11 protein-coding genes are annotated in these 17806 nt (G+C 69.7%); 1 reads left to right on the top strand and 10 read right to left on the bottom strand.

The features are described from left to right. Nucleotides 1–88: 88 nt before the first annotated feature. The 4 genes from ACH4T9_RS21590 to acs form a co-directional block, all read right to left on the bottom strand. Nucleotides 89–2509: an immune inhibitor A domain-containing protein gene (locus ACH4T9_RS21590; RefSeq protein ID WP_396672039.1), complete on the bottom strand. Its 2421-nt coding sequence runs from the start codon at nucleotides 2507–2509 to the stop codon at nucleotides 89–91. A 317-nt stretch (nucleotides 2510–2826) separates the two neighbouring features. Then, nucleotides 2827–5130, bottom strand: coding sequence for an immune inhibitor A domain-containing protein (locus ACH4T9_RS21585; RefSeq protein ID WP_396671528.1), 2304 nt, complete (start codon nucleotides 5128–5130; stop codon nucleotides 2827–2829). A gap of 330 nt (nucleotides 5131–5460) precedes the next feature. Further along, nucleotides 5461–8253: an immune inhibitor A domain-containing protein gene (locus ACH4T9_RS21580; protein ID WP_396671527.1), complete on the bottom strand. Its 2793-nt coding sequence runs from the start codon at nucleotides 8251–8253 to the stop codon at nucleotides 5461–5463. A gap of 266 nt (nucleotides 8254–8519) precedes the next feature. Further along, on the bottom strand, nucleotides 8520–10484 hold the full coding sequence (gene acs / locus ACH4T9_RS21575; protein WP_396671526.1) for an acetate--CoA ligase: 1965 nt from the start codon (nucleotides 10482–10484) through the stop codon (nucleotides 8520–8522). A gap of 227 nt (nucleotides 10485–10711) precedes the next feature. On the opposite strand from acs, the gene ACH4T9_RS21570 reads away from it, so the two are divergent. Beyond that, nucleotides 10712–11458, top strand: a complete 747-nt coding sequence (locus tag ACH4T9_RS21570; protein WP_396671525.1) for an oxidoreductase — start codon at nucleotides 10712–10714, stop codon at nucleotides 11456–11458. Between the two features lie 70 nt (nucleotides 11459–11528). Here the strand turns inward: ACH4T9_RS21570 and ACH4T9_RS21565 are convergent, their stop codons facing one another. From ACH4T9_RS21565 to ACH4T9_RS21540, 6 genes are all read right to left on the bottom strand, one after another. After that, complete coding sequence (locus ACH4T9_RS21565; RefSeq protein WP_396671524.1) at nucleotides 11529–12161, bottom strand: TetR/AcrR family transcriptional regulator; 633 nt, start codon at nucleotides 12159–12161, stop codon at nucleotides 11529–11531. After that, on the bottom strand, nucleotides 12056–13474 hold the full coding sequence (locus ACH4T9_RS21560) for a methyltransferase (RefSeq protein WP_396671523.1): 1419 nt from the start codon (nucleotides 13472–13474) through the stop codon (nucleotides 12056–12058). Before ACH4T9_RS21560 ends, ACH4T9_RS21565 begins: the two co-directional genes overlap by 106 nt. Continuing rightward, complete coding sequence (locus ACH4T9_RS21555) at nucleotides 13471–14367, bottom strand: hypothetical protein (protein WP_396671522.1); 897 nt, start codon at nucleotides 14365–14367, stop codon at nucleotides 13471–13473. The genes ACH4T9_RS21560 and ACH4T9_RS21555 overlap by 4 nt, the downstream gene beginning before the upstream one ends. A gap of 264 nt (nucleotides 14368–14631) precedes the next feature. Then, nucleotides 14632–15435: an HAD family hydrolase gene (locus ACH4T9_RS21550; RefSeq protein WP_396671521.1), complete on the bottom strand. Its 804-nt coding sequence runs from the start codon at nucleotides 15433–15435 to the stop codon at nucleotides 14632–14634. 1095 nt (nucleotides 15436–16530) lie between these two features. Beyond that, the gene (locus ACH4T9_RS21545) at nucleotides 16531–17025 is read right to left on the bottom strand and encodes a hypothetical protein (protein WP_396671520.1); all 495 of its coding nucleotides are present in this window, start codon (nucleotides 17023–17025) and stop codon (nucleotides 16531–16533) included. 52 nt (nucleotides 17026–17077) lie between these two features. After that, nucleotides 17078–17623: an RNA-directed DNA polymerase gene (locus ACH4T9_RS21540; RefSeq protein WP_396671519.1), complete on the bottom strand. Its 546-nt coding sequence runs from the start codon at nucleotides 17621–17623 to the stop codon at nucleotides 17078–17080. Between the last annotated feature and the right edge of the window lie 183 nt (nucleotides 17624–17806).

The raw sequence follows: 17806 nt of genomic DNA, 5'->3' as shown, positions 1-17806 counted from the left end.
CGGCCGGTCGGCTGGTTCCCCGACGGAAAGGGCGATGCCCGGGCAGTTGGACTGCCCGGGCATCGCGGTGGTGCGGTCGATCAGTGGATCAGGAGAAGCGGACCTTGACCGAGGTGCCGTTCTGCTCCAGCACCTTGATCTTGGTGCCGGTGGCCGGGACCTTGACGCCGTGGTTCGGCAGCTCCGGGTACCAGTACTGCTTGGTGTCGTCGAACAGCGGCTGCGCGGCCTGGCCCCGGATGTACTGGGCCTGACCGTTGATGTGCAGCGTGAACGAGTCCGCCTTCTTCAGGCCGAACGTCGCGTCGTAGACCTGGACGCGGGCCCGCCACGGGTTGCCGGTCAGGTTGTAGAGCGGCTGCGGGTGCGCGTCGATGATCATGTTCCGACCCTCACCCGGGTGCTCGAACGTGTCGTTGTCCGCGAACCGGAGGTTCCAGTACGAGATCAGCAGGCCCTCCTGGTACGCGTAGTGGTCCACGTAGTCCGGGCGGGTGTTCGCGTAGCCGAAGTAGTACGGGCCGGTCTTCAGGTACTTGTCGTACGAGACGTACGTCCGGTTGCCGGCGATGTAGTAGTTGTCGAAGAGCCGGGTGTAGCTCCCCGAGACGATGCTCCAGCCCTTGGCCGCCCAGTCACCGAGGCCGGTCTCGGCGCCGTTGGTGGAGAGGGTCTGACCGTCGGCGGTCACCGTGATGTTGTCGCCGAAGAAGCCGCCCTCGGCGACTCCCCCGTCGGTGAGGTAGTGGAAGCGGAACTGCACGACCTGGCCGGCCAGCGAGTTCAGCGGGATGTTGATGTCGGTCCACTGGCCCGCGCTGCTGCCGCTGAGGGCCGGCGTCGGGTCGGTGTTCGACACCGGCGGGATCGGCGAGCCGCCCACGGTGCCGGGAAGCGCGTCCCAGGTGGCCCCGCCGTCGGTCGACGCCTCGAAGAAGAGGTAGTCGTAGCCCGCCTCGATGTCGAACCGGCCCTTGAGCGACAGCGCCGCCGAGGTCTTCCCGGTGAGGTCGATCGTCCTGGTCAGCGCGGTGTCCAGGTCGTCGTCGTTGCCGGAGAAGAACTGCTTGGCACCCTCGAACGGCTGGCCGTAGTCGAAGGTGTACTCCCGCTGCGGGAGCACCACCACGGCGGCCTGCGGCTTGGCGGAGTTGTACTCCTGCGGGCCGAGCTCCAGGGTCTTCTTCTGGCCGGCCTTGACCACCTCGTAGTCGAGCCAGCCGAGCTGGAGCTTGTTCCAGGCGCCGAGGTCGCCGCCGCGGTCGCCGATGCCGGCGTCCTCCTTGGCGTTCAGCCGGCTCTGGGCCATCAGGGTCCAGTGCTCGTTGTTGTTGTCGCCGCCGTTGAGGTTGTTGTAGTCGTCCGGCAGGCCCAGGTCGTGCGCGTACTCGTGGTAGAAGACGCTCCGGCCGCCGTTCTCCGGCTGGACCGTGTAGTCGCGGATCCAGATGCCGGTGTTGCCGATCTGGGTGCCGCCGATCGGGAAGTTCACCGGGCCGGTGCGCGAGGTGTTGTACGCCGACCAGCGGTGGCTCCAGATGGCGTCCTCACCCTGGTGCGGGTCGCCGTCGGCCTGGTCGCCGCCGGAGTGGACGATCTGGAAGTGGTCGATGTAACCGTCCGGCTCGTTGAAGTCGCCGTCGCCGTCGTAGTCGAACCGGTCCCACTGGTCGTAGGACTGCATGTCGGCCTTGATCTGGGCGTCGGTGCGGCCCTTGGCCTTCTGGTCGGCGACCCACTGGTTGGCGGCGTCGCGGACCAGGTCCCAGGCGTTCTGGCAGTTGTTCGCCGCGCAGACCGCCGGGTCGCCCGTCGGGTCGTTGTCGGCCTTCGGGTCGTTCGAGCGGCCGTACCGGGCGGCGTTGTACTTGACCTTCACCCAGTCGGTGACCTGGCCTTCCACGGTGTAGCGCCCGGACGACTGAGCCTCGTAGTACTGCTTGACCGACTCGTCGCCCTGCCCGGTGCCGAAGTACAGCTTGCGGAAGTAGTCCGCGCTGTAGTCCGCCTGCCACACGGTCGAGTTGTCCACCGCGCGGTTGGGCTGGGGAATCTGGTTGTGCACCGGCCCGTTGAAGGTGGTCGGACCCGCGATGGTCGGGTTCGTGTCCTTGTCCGGGTAAGCCGGGTCCCGGTCGTCGCCGAACTCGGCCAGGATCACGAAGATCTTGTCGGTCCGCTCCCGGGCCAGCTCGACGTACTGGTCCTGCTGGCCCGCCTTGGCGTTCCGGGCGCCGGCGTTCGCCGCCGTGCTGCCGACGGTCTCGCCGACCTTGACGACGGTGCTGCCGTTGATCTTCTGCGCCTTGGCCCGGCCGGAGAGGACCTCGCTGAGTCCCTCCTGGCGAAGCGCACGACGCTTGTCCTCGAGCTTGTCCGGCAGATCGTGGTCCGCCGGCTTCTCGGCGGCCGACGGGGCGGTCGCCGGGAGCTTCGGAGCCGGCGCGGCGCTGGCGGACGTGCCCACCACCAGTCCCGTCGCCGTCAACGAAAGCCCGAGCAGACCCACTGCGACTTTCCGCACGTGGTACCTCCGGTGTGAGGGAACCGACCCAACGGGGGTACGGGCCGGTGAGAGGTCCCACTAGTGGGACCAATGGTGAACATAGAGTCTCCTGGGACGGGTGGGAAGACGCGTACGTCGATTTGTTGCAAACTTTTGTTGGGAATGCGTTCCACCGTCACACCCCTGTCGCTCTCCGAACGGTTGAACAGCGTGGACGTCGGGTCTGGAATTGCAGTGACACATTTCGATCAGTGGACGTCGGCGCAGACGGAAGGGGCCGGTGGCGTCGCCGCCACCGGCCCCCTCATCGATCAAATGGATCAGTTGCTGACAAGCAGGACCATGTTGTCGGTTGCCTTCTTGCCCTGCGTCACAATCGTGATCTTGGTGCCGGTGCCGGCCACCTTCACCGAGTTCTGCGGGTTGCCGGCCGTCCAGTAGCGGTCGACGTCGCTGTCGCTGAACACCGGGTTCGGGTTTTGCTTCGGCACGGTGACCGCCACCCCGTTGAGGTGGAAGGTCTGCGCCGGCTTGACGAACCAGCTGAACGTGGCGTCGTAGCCGCTGCGCCGGTTGGTGATGGCGCGGTCGCCCACCTTGATCTGGCCCGGGCGGACGTCGACCGGCAGGTTGAAGCCGAAGCCCGGGTGCTGCGAGGTGTTGTTGTCGCCGTACGCGTAGTTCACGTACCAGATCAGCAGGCCGGGCTGGTTCGAGAACCGCTCCACCCAGTTCGGGCGGGTGTTGGCGAAGCCGTAGTTGTACCCGCCGGTGCGCAGCGTGTCGTCGTACCCGAGGTACGTCCGGTTCTCCGCGATGTAGAAGCGGGGGTACGAGTCGGTGATCGAGCCACCCATCCGGGTGAAGCCCTTGGCGGTCCACGCGGCGTCCAGCGTCTCCGCGCCGTCGGTCCAGGTGGTGGCACCACCCTTGACCAGTGAGATGTTGTCCAGGAACGCGCCGGCCAGGTGCACGCCGCCGTCGGTCTGGTAGCGGTAGCGGAACTGCACGGTCTGCCCGGCGTACGCGGACAGGTCGTAGGTCAGGTCGACCCACGCGTCGCTGCTGGAGCCGTCGACCCCGGTCTCGCCGGCGTCGATGAGCGAGTTGCTCAGCGGCGCCCAGGTGGCGCCACCGTTGGTGGACACCTCGGCGTACAGGTAGTCGTAGTCCTCTTCGATGTCGTACCAGGCCTTCGCGGTGATCGACGCGGACGTCGTACCGGTCAGGTCCAGCTGACGGGTCAGCGTGGTGTTCAGGTCGTCGGCGCTGCCGCCCCACCACTCGTTGGCACCCGCGAACGGGGTGTTGTACGAGGTGGTCTCGGTCTGCGGGGGCAGGTTCACCACGACCGCCTGGGCCTTCGGCCCGTCGCTGTCACCGGCCGGGCCGATCGGCAGGATGGTGTTGCCCTTGCCGTACTCGACCGTCGAGTGGTTCAGCCAGCCGAGGTAGAGCTTCGACCACGGGTCCATGTAGCCCGGGGTCGAGCCGATGTCGTCGGTGCCGCGGCTGAGCCACGAGCCCGAGGCCATCAGGCTCCAGAAGCCCACCCCGTTGTCGCCGCCGTTGGTGTCGTACAGGTCCGGCAGGCCGAGGTCGTGGCCGTACTCGTGCGCGAAGACGCCGAGGCCGCCGTTCTCCGGCTCCGTGGTGTAGTCACGGATCCACATCCCGGTGTTGCCGATCTGCACGCCGCCGGACAGGTTGCCCGCCGGGCCGGCGCTGCCGGCCAGGTTCGGGAACGCGGCCCACCGGTGCGACCAGATGGCGTCCTCGCCCTGGGCGCCGCCGCCGGCCTCCTCGCCCTCGCCCGCGTGCACCGCCTGGAAGTGGTCGACGTAGCCGTCGGGCTCGTTGAAGTCGCCGTCGCCGTCGAAGTCGTACCGGTCCCAGACGTCGAACTGCTCGAGGTAGTCCTTGATCTGCTGCGGCGTCTTGCCGGCCGCGACCTGCGAGTCGTACCAGGACGTGGCGCTGTCCTTGACGAAGTTCCAGTAGCCGTCGGCCTCGGAGATGGCGGGGCTGCCGTACCGGGACTCGTTGAAGGGCACGGTGACCCAGTTGCTCACGTCACCGCCGACGGTGTACCGGCCGCCGGACTGCTTGAGGTAGAAGTCCCGCATGGACTCGTCCTCGCCGTAGAACATGTCCATGTAGTGGGCCCGGTTGAAGTCGGACCGCCACAGGGTGCTGTTGTCGTCGGTGGCGCCGCCGTCCCAGTTGCGGTCCGGCGCGGCGATCTGGTTCACCTGCGGGCCGGCGGTCCCGCCGGTGCGCGGGTCGGTCTGGTTGCCGAACTGGACCAGCATCGTGAAGATCGGATCGGTCTTCGGGGCCTGCTGGTACTCGACGAACCTGTCGTTCTTGACCTGGATGACCTTGGAACCGTTGCGGGTCTGGAGCTTGACCTTGCCCTGCAGCAGGTCGGCGATCGCCTGCTTACGGACCTCCTGGTGCTGGTCCGCCTTGGCGTCGGGAAGGCTGTCGCTGCGGCGCTCCGCCTTCTCGGCGCCCGGGGTCGGCTCCGCCGTCGGGGCGGCGGACGCCGGGGCCGTGACGACGCCGGCCGCCAGCAGCGCGGCCGCGGCCGAGGCCAGGCCCGCCGTGACTCGTCTCCTCAAAGATCCTCCTTTGTGGACTGTTACATGACAGGCGCGACCGGAGTCGACGCTGTCATGGGTGCGTCTGCCACCCTGGCAGAGGAGTCGGTCGTTGTCACTGTCCGGTGAGCGCGGTCAGCCGATGAGGACCCCCGGCAAAGGTCGGCAAATCAGGGCCAATGGGCGACGGGATGCGACGTCACCTCACATTACGTTTCGGCCACGATCACCTGGCATTTCAGGGTGGCGAGGGCCACGTCCACGGAGCGCCGCCGGACGACGCAGGCGGGGCCCGCCCGGAGCGGTGTGCTCCGGACGGGCCCCGCCCGATGTTGCGACGCGCCTGAGGGGTCAGGGCCGCGCCGAGGTCACCCGCACCGAGGCGACGGTGTTGTCCGACGTCGCCTTCTTGACCGTGAGCGTGACGCCGAAGTGCACGTTCTGGCTGGCGGGGTTGCCGTTGCCCAGCACGATCGCCCCACCGCCCAGCACCACGCCGTAGAACGACCGGGCCGGCGTACCGTCCGGGTTGACCACCCGGGTGGTGTACGGCGCGTTGCCCCGCGACGGCAGCACCACGGAGGCGTCGTTGTCCCGGGCGTACGGCGACCCGTCACGCATCTCGATGCCCGGGTACCAGGTCTTGGCGTCGGTGAAGCCCGACACCGCCGGCTGCGCGGGGAAGCTCGTGCAGTACTCGCTGTACGGCTCGCCTGCCGCCTCAAGGCACTCGGTGAACGGCTTCGTCTTCTTCAAGCCGAACGCCGCGTTCGCCGACTGGGGCCGGCTGGGCAGGTTGTCCAGCACCGACGGGTCCTTCTCGGCCGCCGTGCCCTGCCGCCGGTACGGGTCGAAGTGCGAGTCGACGATCAGCAGGCCACCCTTCGCGCCGTAGCTCGGCAGGGCGGTCATCTGCCCGGTCACGTGGTTGACGTCGCCGAGCGCGGTGTCCCGGTACCAGACCAGCATGCCCGGGGCGTTGTAGGAGATCCGGTCGACCTTCCACGCCTCGTGCGAGTACACCGTGTCGTACGTGTACTTCAGGCCCTTGTCGAAGCCGTCGAAGTTGCGCCACTCGGCCAGGTAGAAGTGCGCCCGCCGCTCGGTGCCCGTGTTGATGTTCCAGCCCACGCCGGTGGTGTCGGTGAACGTGCCGCCGGTGGCGGTCCAGCCGTTCGCCCCGCCCTCGACGTCGTCGCTCCAGGTGGTGGCCCCGCCGCCGGTGACCGAGAAGTCGTCGGCGAACCAGTTCCGCTCGTTGAACGCCTCGTCGGTGGCCTGACGCAGCCGGAGCTGCACCGTCTGCCCCGCGTACGCCGACAGGTCGACGTAGTCGTGCCGCCAGCCGCCGGTGGAGCCGGTCAGGCCGTACCGCTTGCCGCCGAAGTCGGCCATCCGGCCGTTCGGGTCGGCGTAGTTGTCATCGGTGGTGACCAGCGCGCCGGTGGCGTCGTAGACCTTCTGCTCCGACCATGTCGCCCCGCCGTCGGCGGACAGCTCGACGAAGCCGTAGTCCCAGTCCTCCTCGATGATGTAGTTGTTCCACATCCAGAACTTCGAGTCGGCCGCCGAGGGCACGCTCACGGCGCGGGACAGCTTGACGTCGGCCCAGTTCTGGTCGGCCCCGCTGTGCCACATCTTCGTGCCGCTGTGCGGCGTGGCGAGGGTGAGCACCTTGTCCGGCAGGTCGACCTTGATGCCGTCCGCCGTGCCGACCGGGGTACGTGAGGTCTGCCCGACCCGGACGACGCGCGGCGCGGAGCCGGGGGCGATGGTCTCCGGCTCGGCCCAGCCGAGCACCCACTTGTCCCAGATGCCCATGTGGGTGGGCAGCGCCTGGAAGATCTCGCCGCTGTGCGACCCGGAGGCCATCAGGTCCCAGAAGTCCACGTCCGAGTCGGCGTTGCCGGAGGTGTCGTAGAGGTCCGGGAGGCCCAGGTCGTGGCCGAACTCGTGGGCGAAGACGCCGACGCCGGCGTCCTCCGGCTGCACGATGTAGTTCGCGGCCTTGAGGTTCGTGCCGGGGATCGTGTAGCCGCCGGGGACGGTGGAGGAGTGCGCCCAGACGGCGTAGGTGCCCTCGTTGCCGCCGCCGCGGGACTTGCCCTGGCCGGCGTGCACCAGCACCAGGTGGTCGATCACACCGTCCGGCTCGAGCAGGTTGCCGTCGCCGTCCCGGTCGGCCTGGTCCTCGATGTCGTAGTCGGCCCAGGGGAAGCTCGGGTCCATCGCGGCGAGGGCGTCGATGGCGTCCGTGGCGAGCCGGCCCGCCCCGGCCGGGTTGTCCGGGTGGCCGTTCATCGCCTGCTCGCGGCCGGCGACCCAGTTGCCGTTCTCGTCCTGGAAGCAGCGCGAGGCGGCGTACCAGCCCTCCGAGTGCGGCACGGTGATCCACGGGCTGGCCTGCCCGTCCACCGTGTACGCGCCCTTGGACATCTCCAGGTACATGTTGTGCATGGTCCGGCCGGCGAGGCTGACGCCCGGCTTACCGTCCGGCCCGGTCAGGTCCGTGCGGACCCGCTCGGTGATGCCCTTCTTCGTGTAGAGCATCTTGTCGTAGTGGGTCGGGGAGAAGTCCGGCACCCACATCGAGTTGTTGTCCTTGTGCGGCAGGGCCGCCGGGTTCGCGATGTTGTTGTGCTTCGGTCCGTTCTGCACGGTGCCGGGGACGCAGGTCCGGTCCTCGAACACCGTCTTCGGGACCATCACGCCGGTGAAGTCGTCGTTGGCCTGGTCGTTGAACTCCACCAGCAGGGTGAGCAGCTTGGCGGTCTGGGTGCTCGGGGCCTGCTTGATCTTCCGGGGGCTCTTGCCGGTCTGGACCGACTTGGCCTCCAGCTTCGCCAGCTGCTTCGCGGTCGTCGGGTTGCCGGCGGCGAACTTACGGTCGTACGCCCGGGACTCGTCCGCTGCGGGGGTGTAGACCCCGTCGGCGCCCTTGACCTCCTTGCCGCCGGTGTTCGGCTGCACCTCGGGCTCGGCGTAGTTGATGTAGTACTCGTCCGCCCCGATCGTGGCTGGGGCTGGGCCGGAGGTCTCGGCCGACGCGGTTCCGGTCACGGTCAGTGCCGTGGCCGCGAGGGCGATAGCGGGCAGCGCGACGAGTAGTCGTCGGCGTGACCCGGTGCGCGGATTAGTGTGCATACCGCTCCGTTCTCGGGGCGTGGGGAAGGACGCCGGCCGGTTCGACGCACAGTGACAGAGGTCGAATCGACCGGTGCGGCTGAACCTAGAGGAGAACGGAGTCTTCCGACAGGGGGTTCCGTTCCCTGTGTCCGTTCAGGCCGGTGCGCCCTCCGCCGACCGACCGAGCGGGCCGGTCGGGTGACGTGCTGTCGACGTACCCCCGGAAAACAGCGGTGGGTGACGGTCCGCGCGGACCGTCACCCACCGAGGGGGTACGCCTGCCGTCAGTCCTCGTCGGACTTGCCGCCGCCGATCCCGGAGGAGATCAGCTCCATCACCGAGGAGTCCTGGAGGGTGGTCACGTCGCCCAGCGACCGGTTCTCCGCCACGTCCCGCAGCAGCCGGCGCATGATCTTGCCGGAGCGGGTCTTCGGCAGCTCCGGCACCAGCAGGATCTGCCGCGGCTTCGCGATCGGGCCGAGGGTCTTCGCCACGTGGTTGCGCAGCTCGGTGATGAGCTTCTCGCCCGCCTCACCGGTGGTGTCGGTGGTGCCGCGTGGGATGGCGAACGCCACGATCGCCTGGCCGGTGGTCGGGTCGGTCGCGCCGACCACGGCCGCCTCCGCCACCGACGGGTGCGACACCAGCGCCGACTCGACCTCCGTGGTGGAGATGTTGTGACCCGACACCAGCATCACGTCGTCCACCCGGCCCAGCAGCCAGATGTGCCCGTCGTCGTCCTTCTTCGCCCCGTCCCCGGCGAAGTACATGCCCTCGAACCGGGACCAGTACGTCTCGATGAACCGGTTGTCGTCGCCCCAGATGGTGCGCAGCATCGACGGCCACGGCTCGCGCAGCACCAGGTATCCGCCGCCGCCGTTGGGCACCGACTGGCCCTGGTCGTCCACCACGTCGGCCACGATGCCGGGCAGCGGGGTCATCGCCGAGCCCGGCTTGGTCTCGGTGACGCCCGGCAGCGGCGAGATCATGATCGCGCCGGTCTCGGTCTGCCACCAGGTGTCCACGACCGGCAGCTCGCCCCGGCCGACGTGCTGCCGGTACCACATCCACGCCTCGGGGTTGATCGGCTCGCCGACGCTGCCCAGCAGCCGCAGCGAGGACAGATCGAAGCCGGCGGGGATGTCATCGCCCCACTTCATCATCGTCCGGATCAGCGTCGGGGCGGTGTACAGGATGCTGACCTGGTACTTGTCGACGATCTCCCAGAACCGGCCCTTGTGCGGGGTGTCCGGGGTGCCCTCGTACATGACCTGGGTGGCGCCGTTGGCCAGCGGGCCGTACACGATGTAGGAGTGGCCGGTCACCCAGCCGATGTCGGCGGTGCACCAGTAGACGTCCGTCTCCGGCTTCAGGTCGAACACCGCGTGCGCCGTGTACGCCACCTGGGTCAGGTACCCGCCCGTGGTGTGCAGGATGCCCTTCGGCCGGGCCGTGGTGCCGCTCGTGTAGAGGATGAACAGCGGGTGCTCGGCGTCGAACGGCTCCGCGGCGTGCTCGGTCGACGCCTGCTCCACCGTCTCGTGCCACCACAGGTCCTTGGCAGTCCAGGCGACCTCCTCGCCGGTGCGGCGGACCACCAGCACGTGCTCCACCGACGGGCAGTTCGCCACCGCCTCGTCCACCGTCGGCTTCAGCGCCGACGGCTTGCCCCGGCGGTAGCCGCCGTCGGCGGTGATCACCACCTTGGCGGTGGCGTCCTGGATCCGGTTGGTCAGCGCGTCGGCGGAGAAGCCGCCGAAGACCACGCTGTGGGTGGCGCCGATCCGGGCGCAGGCCAGCATCGCCACCGCAGCCTCCGGGACCATCGGCAGGTAGATCGCCACCCGGTCGCCGGCGGTCACGCCCAGCTCAATCAGCGCGTTCGCCGCCTGGCAGGTCAGCCGGTGCAGGTCGGCGTACGTGATGGTCCGGGTGTCGCCCGGCTCGCCCTCCCAGTGGATGGCCACCCGGTCGCCCCGGCCCGCCTCCACGTGCCGGTCCAGGCAGTTGTACGCCACGTTGAGCCGGCCGCCGACGAACCACTTCGCGAACGGCGGGTTCGACCAGTCGAGCACCTGGTCCCACTGCTTCGCCCAGGCCAGCCGCCCGGCCTGCTCCGCCCAGAAGGCGAGCCGGTCCCCGGCGGCCTCGGCGTACGCGTCGGCGGTGACGTTGGCGTTCGCGGCGAGTTCAGCCGGAGGCGGAAACTGCCGGGTCTCGTTCAGCAGATTGGCCAGTGCCTCGCTCATGCCGTGACTCCCTCATCGCATCCGTGACCTGCGTCCCTACCCCCGCAGAGGTTAGCCGGGGCGGGCGGTGCCCGCGACAGCTCCCGGAGCACGCCCGCGCCGAGCGGCCCCCGCCGCGCGCCGAACTGTAGGAGTGAGGTGGGCGGCGGGGCGGGACCGGGGTGGCGGGCGTCGCGTTGTCGGGCGGCTGCGGGCCGGGCGTCCGGGCGGGTCGCTAGCGTGACGGGGTGACCACCGATCCGCTCGCCCCGCTGCTCGCGCTCGCCGACATCGCCCCCGCCGTCGACCGGGCCCGCGACCGGGTCGACCAGTCGTTGCGGCACCGCGCGCTGCGCCGGCACGGCGGCCAGGTCGCGGCCGAGGTGAGCCTCCGCTGCGCCGTGGCCAGCGCCGCCCTGGAGGGGGCCGCCCACGACCGCGAGTCGGTCCGCGCCGGTACGGTCACCGACCCGGTGCTCCAGGGCGCGCTGCGGGTGGCCGGGGCGCTGCCCGGGCTGACCGAGCCCTGGCCGAGGGCCCCCCGACAGGTCCTCGCCCGGCTGCACGTGCTCGCCGCCCGGGACGTCGTACCCGCCGACGAGCTGGGGCGGCCGGTGGCCGATCCGGTGGTCGGCGCCCGGCTGGACGCTCTGGCCGGGCTGGTCGCCGGCGGCACCGCCGTGCCCCCGCTGGTGCTCGCCGCCGTGGTGCACGGCGAGCTGCTGAACCTGCGCCCGTTCGCCGGGCCGTCCGGGGTCGTGGCCCGGGGCGCCGCCCGGCTGGTGCTGATGTCCACCGGCCTCGACCCGCGCGGGCTGGTCGGCACCGACGTCGGCCACCGCGAGCGCGAGCCGGAGTACGTCGGTGCGGCCGGAGCCTTCGCCACCGGCACCCCGGACGGGCTGCGCTCCTGGCTGCGGCACTACCTGACGGCGGTCGAGGTGGGCGCCGACCAGCTCACCGCCGTCGGCGACGAGATCCTCGCCGCCGCCTGACCCGTCACCTGGACCGCGCCCTGTCGACGCCCGGGCCGCCCGTGCCGGGTCCCGTCTCCCGGGCCGTGGCTCAGTCGCGCCGGACCGCCCGGTTGACCTTGGACTGGAGGGCCCGTCGGGCGATCGGCCCCAGGTCGTCCACGATCTCGATGAGCATCGCGAGCTGGTCGAGCGCGGACATCGCCCGCTCGGCCGCCGCCCGGTCCACCCCGTCGTAGAGCTCCAGCCCGATGAACGCGGCCGACACGGCCCGGGCCAGGCCGGGCACGTCCGCGATCTCCGCGAACGGGGAGCCGGCGAGCAGGCGACCCAGGACGGCCTCGATCTCGTCCACCCAGAGCTGGAGCGCGCCGGCCGTCGGGGCGGCCAGCCGCTCGCCGGCCTGCGCCCCGGCGAGCATCTGGGCGAGGAAGGAAACGTTGCCCAGTTCCCGCTCCTGCTCGTGCAGGGCGCGGCCGGCGGCGAGCAGTTCACGCAGGGAGCCAACCCCGGCCAGCCGCGCCGACCAGTGCCCGACCCGCTCGACCGTGCTGGCCCGGCAGGCCGCCGCCAGCAGGTCGTCCACGCTGCCGTAGTGGTAGAACACCAGCGCCTGGTTCACCCCGGCGGCGGCGGCGATCGTACGGGCCGAGACCCCGGCGATGCCGTGCTGGCGGATCGCGGCGATGGCGCCGTCCAGGAGGCGCTGCTTGGTGTCGGACATCCCTCTCCTCGCGTGCCGGCTCGTCCGGCTTCGGCTTCTCGCGTGCCGGCTTGCCCGGCTCGCCGGTCGCTGGCCGGACGCGGCGGTGCGATCATCGCATCGGTCACCAACTGCGCGAGCCAGGCGACCCCGGGCAGCCGCAGCGTCCAGCCGGCCAGCGCCCAGCCGAGGTGGACGTGTTCGAGCGCGCAAGCGACGGCGGCCACCCCCCGTTCCCGGTGGCCGTCACCGCCCGTGTACTCCGCCCGCCGCAGCCCCCCGTCGTACGCCGAGGCGGGCCGGAGGATGAGGCCCACCGGGTGCCGGCGGGCGAGGAAGCGCCACACCGCCGCGCACGGCCCGCAGTCGGCGTCGAGCCAGAGGACCGCAGGTGGCCCCGACACGTACGGCCGCCAGCGCGGCCACCAGTTCCGGACCCGCCGTCGGTAGGCCCGCCAGCCCTCCGGGTACCGGCCGGCGAGGTAGTGCTTCTCGTGCGGCCCGGCCACCGCCGCCGCGAAGGCGACCGCCGTCGCGCCCGCGCCGGCCAGTGCCAGGCTCCCGGTCGCCGCGGCGGTCAGCAGCACCAGGGCCACGGCGCCGAACTGCATCGGGTTGGCGAGGTAGGCGTACGGCCCGGTGGTGACCAGCCGCCTGGGCGGATCCCACGGGTACGGGGTGCCGCCGCCCCGGACCGCGAACTCCCGCACGGCGGCGAGCGCCGGCGTCGCCACCAGCAGGACGACCTGCCCGGCGAGCAGCAGCCGGGACGCGGGCAGCCCGGTGAGCCCGGCCCAGGAACCGTCGCCCAGTTCGAAGGCCAGCGTCGGCACGAACCACAGCAGCAGGGTGGCGAAGAGGCCGACCTGGAGCAGCGTCCGGGCGGCCAGGTGCCGGCGGTCCGCGCACCACCGGCCGAGCAGCTGGGCGGGCAGGGCCACGGCGAGCAGCCCGGCAGCCTCCCCGACGAGCCAGTGCGGACCGAGGTGGACCAGCGGGTGCAGGGCGGGCATCGTCACGGCGTCGAACCAGAGCAGCAGGCCCAGCGCCAGCGGCAGCGGGAGGACCCTGCGTAGCAGCACCGGCACCGGGCCCCACAGGACGGCCCAGCCGATCCACAGGTCCACCGGCAGCCCCCGGTACGCGCCCCGCACGGGTGCGAAGGTGTACCAGCCGGTGCGCCGGGCCGCCTCGTCGAGGGCCGCGATGCCGACGGCGCCGGCCACGAAGGCCAGCAGCGCCGCCGCCCGGGCGTCCCGGTTTCGCTCCAACCGGGCGGCGGCGAGCACGGCCAGCAGGGGCACCGCCAGGCTCAGGTGGCGGGCGACCGTCACCGCGGGACCGTCATGTCCAGCAGGTGCCCGACCCCCTCGCCGAGCAGGACGTGCTGCACCGGGCCGAAGTACCAGGACGGGTCGAGGCCGCGCCGGTAGTCCACGCTGATCCGGACCTCGGTGTGCCCGGCGTCGACCGCCCGCCAGCGCAGGTCCGCACGCCGCCAGGTGAACCAGCGGGCGGTGATTGAGGTGTCCTCGACGAAGCGGAAGACGACCTGTTGTGGCTGGGTGGTCTCGACCTCGGCGAGCAGGTGCCCGCCCGGCCCGTGCGCGCTGCCGTGGTAGCCGAACATCCAGCGGTCGCCCACGGCCAGGCCGTCGCCGCTGACCTCGGTGGGTGTGGGCGCGCCCAGCAGCCGCAACGGCATGGACCGCACCGGGACGGGCCGGGGGCCGGCCGCGAGCCGCTCGGCGACCTGATCGGCGGGCAGCGCCACCACCCGGACCACCTCGACCGACTGCTCCGGGTCCAGCCGTGGCCCGATCCCGCTGCCCTCCAGGCCGGGCAGGAGCAGCAGCGGCACGGCGAGGACCGCGTACGTCCGCGAGGCGTCCCGCAGCGCGCGGATCAGCGCGGTGGTGCCGTGCGCCACCGCGTACACCAGCGGGGCGGCCAGGATGACGCAGACCGCCCCCTCGTGCAGCGCCACCGCCGCCAGCAGCAGGGCGATCGTGGTGACCACGAAGACCCGGCCGTGCGCCGTCCGGCCGGGGACGAGGGCCAGGGCGGACGCGAGGATCACCGGGAGGGCCACGAACAGCAGGGCGCTGTCGGCCCGCCCGGCGCGGACCGTGACGATGTAGACCACCAGCCCGAAGGCCGCGATCAGCCCGGCCAGCACCCAGTTGGCGGCGGTCCGCCGCGGTGGCCGTTCGCCCTGCTCCGACATGACATCCTCCCCGCTTTTGAGCGACTGCTCAAGCGGAGCATAGGCGGAGTTGAGCGATCGCTCAATATGGGTTTCGCCGACGGTTGCGGGGCGGGGGCGTGGGCCGGTAGCCGTGGGGTCGCGCCGGGGCGCGCAGCCGCGCTCGGGCGGGCCGGTCGCTCCGGAACGAGGCGTCGCGCCCCTGACGGAGTCAGGCGGCGGCGTCGCTCGGAGAGGTGATCGGGCGCGGTGGACGCCGGTCGGTGGGGTGGTCCCGGGCGTCGGTCAGGCGACCGGGGCGGTGCGGGTGCGGCGGTGCCGGCCGTACCAGGCGATGCCGATGGCCACCCCGACGCCGACGCCGAGGGCCGCCGCGGCGACGGGGACGGCGGGGCGTTCCCGCAGCCGGCGGCCCAGCGGGATCGGGTGCCGGAACTCCAGCACCGGCCAGGCGTTCTCGCTGGCCAGCTTGCGCAGCGCCCGGTCCGGGTTGACCACGCTCGGGTGGCCCACGCACTCCAGCAGCGGCCGGTCGCTCATCGAGTCGGAGTACGCGTACGAGTCGGCGAGGTCGTAGTCGCGCTCCCTGGCCAGCTCGCTGACCGCCTCGACCTTGCTCGGCCCGGCGGCGTAGAACTCCACCTCACCGCTGTAGCGGCCGTCCGCCACCGTCATCCGGGTGGCGATCACGTCGGTCACCCCGAGCAGTTCGCCTATCGGTCGGACCATCTCCTCGCCGGAGGCGGAGACCAGCACGACGTCCCGGCCGGCGGCCTGGTGCTCCTCGATGAGGGCCGCCGCCTCGGCGTACACGTAAGGGTTGATCAGCTCGTGCAGTGTCTCCGCGACGATCTGGCGGACCTGTTCCACCTGCCAGCCCTTGCAGAGCGCGGCGAGGTAGTCCCGAGTCTTGGCCATGGTCTGCTCGTCGGTGCCGCCCAGCCGGAACATCAGCTGCGCGTACGCCGACTTGACCACGTCCCGCCGGGTGATCAGCCCATCCCGGTAGAACGGCCGACCGAACGCCAAGGCGCTCGACTTGGCGATGACGGTCTTGTCCAGATCGAAAAAAGCGGCACTTCGGCCCACGGCGCAAAAGTCTAGCCCGATGGACTATCGTCGGCGGGTCCCTGGGGTACGGACCCCGGCCCGACCTGGGGGCGACCCCTAGGACTGCTGCCCGTCAGTGACGGCGGTCACACTCTCCGAACACAATTTCGCACTGAGTGGAGTCAACACCACTCGACGTATACGGGTCTGCTCAGGCATGCTTGTGGTTGCGACGAGGACTCAGGTGTCGTGCGAAGCAGGCCCTCGGCGGTTGCACCCCCCGTAACCGCTGAGTCGGTTCGGCTCAACCCCCCCGGAGCCGAACCGCCCGACGACCCCCGTCTCCCCCCGACGGGGGTCGTCCCTTTTCCGATCTTCTTCCGGCCCAGGTGGAGCCGCCGGCTCCGTTCGGCGCAGGGCTTGCGCTTCGCCGCGAGGGTCGCCCCGCAGGGCACCTCCATTACCTCGGTCAGGCCGGTGGCGGTGTCGGTGCGACGCAGGGCGAGGGGGCGGACGCAGACGCCGTTCTGCTCGGCGAACGGCTTGAGCGCGTCCTTGGCCAACGGCTCGCGCATCCTGCGCCGGGGGATGCGCAACGGTAGTCGTGGGGATGAGTTCGAGTTGGCTCACCGATGCCCTCCGAGCCGTAGGGGGTGCCGTTGCGGGGTGCGAACGCCGCCGCCGGCGCCCTCTTTTTCGACGACGAAGGCCGTGTGCTCCTCGTGCGTCCCCCTACGGCTGGCGCAGGCATAGGCGGGGAAGCCCGGAGAGCAGCCGCAGGCGGCAGCGTCGAGAGCGGTTGAGATTCGCGAGCCGGCCGCCGGCGAGGTCGTGCCCCGAACGGCCGGTGCAGGAAAGGGCACGCGAGTCAGCGCGCCGAGTTGCGGCGGCGGACCGGTCGCGGTCACTGCCCGTTAATCGAGGGCGCAACGACTCTAGAACGGCCGGGGCTCCGTCCAGGCCTAAGGGCGTGGACGGGTCGAGCAGGTCCGATTCGCCGGCCGACTACCCGGGTAAGCAGAGCGGGCCATCGCCTGGTGCTTGAGCAAAACCGGTGATTTGCGGATCGAAGATCCGGTGGAGAACCGGCCAGGCGGCCTCTATGGAGATTCGGTAAACGTCAATCCTGTCCGCTCAGGAAAGGTATCCGATGTCTTTTTCGAGATCTACCGTAATTTTCCGCATGAAGCGCCCAAATGCAACCCCTATTCCGCTATCGGAAATTTTGGCCACCTCCTCTTCGCCCAAGTGCACCGCCAGAATCTCCCTCATCTGTCCGGTGTCCACGGTGTCATAGTTGGGAATGTATCTTCCATCCTTTCCATGAGGGTGAGTAATTGACCAGTAGGCACGCACAAAGCTTTTTGTCGCGAACCCGCTTGGAACCCTGGATCTTCTTTTCATCTCGCCGACGAAGACGTCGAGTCGCTTCAGTAATGTAAGGTCGTTCATTTGGCGAAAGTAGTGCAGCCAACCGAACGAGTTGCCACCGTAGATGCAGCCGGTAATCAGCATGTTGATTCGAGTCTGAAGCAGGCGGGCGTCTTTGTCGTACTTATAGCGAGTGAAGATGCGTGCGATCGAATTTTCGACATTTCGAACGCTCTGATCGCGGACGGATATGGTCAACGGATTGAACGTGTATCCGAGGTAGCTGAAACCATCCGAGATATCACCAGCGCTAGACTTGCCCCCCGCGCCCGATGCCTCGTGAACCCTTTAGGTCAGCCTCCGAAAAGAGTGTCACCGCTAGCTTGTTTATGCGATCAACATCTACACGGTCACACAAAACTAGAATGTCATCCACATAGCGAACATAGAAGCATCCCTCTGCTGAAAGCTCGCTGTCGATCCTCTGTAGGACAAGCTCAGCAAGGTAGTTCGATATGGCAAGCCCCTGCGGTACGCCCCGCGTATTCGGGATCCGGCTTCTGTGGTTTACGGGAACTGTTGATGTCCTCACCGCGCCTAGAATCGCTCCAATGATTTCCTCCTTGCGCACTCGGGTGCGCAACCCTTCCTCGATCAATCCGTGACCAATGGATGGGTAGAAGTTCTCCACGTCCAATTTTATGTATGAATCAAAGCTGCCAGCTCTAAGTGCTTCGGATACTTGGTGTACCCGCTTTTGCGGGATTGTTCCCCGAGTCTGAGGAAATAGCTCGCCAAGGCAATCCGACAAGGCGCGAAGTGCGATTCGATCGCGAGCGGTTGGCACCGACAGCATACGTGGCGGCCGCCCCGCCCCTCTGAGTTGGAGAAACTCTCGGTAGGCGCTGAATCGGTATGTCCCTGATCTCATTCTTCGAGAGATAAAGGAGCCACTTCTTTGATCTCACTCTTCAGTGCATCGGGGCTTACTCCATCGCGCCCCCGAGCCCGCGTTCCAAGCACATGTTCCTGATAGACA

The organism is Micromonospora sp. NPDC020750 (genome assembly GCF_044334565.1).
Classification (GTDB): domain Bacteria; phylum Actinomycetota; class Actinomycetes; order Mycobacteriales; family Micromonosporaceae; genus Micromonospora.
This window is presented reverse-complemented; position numbering and strand designations above follow the sequence as displayed.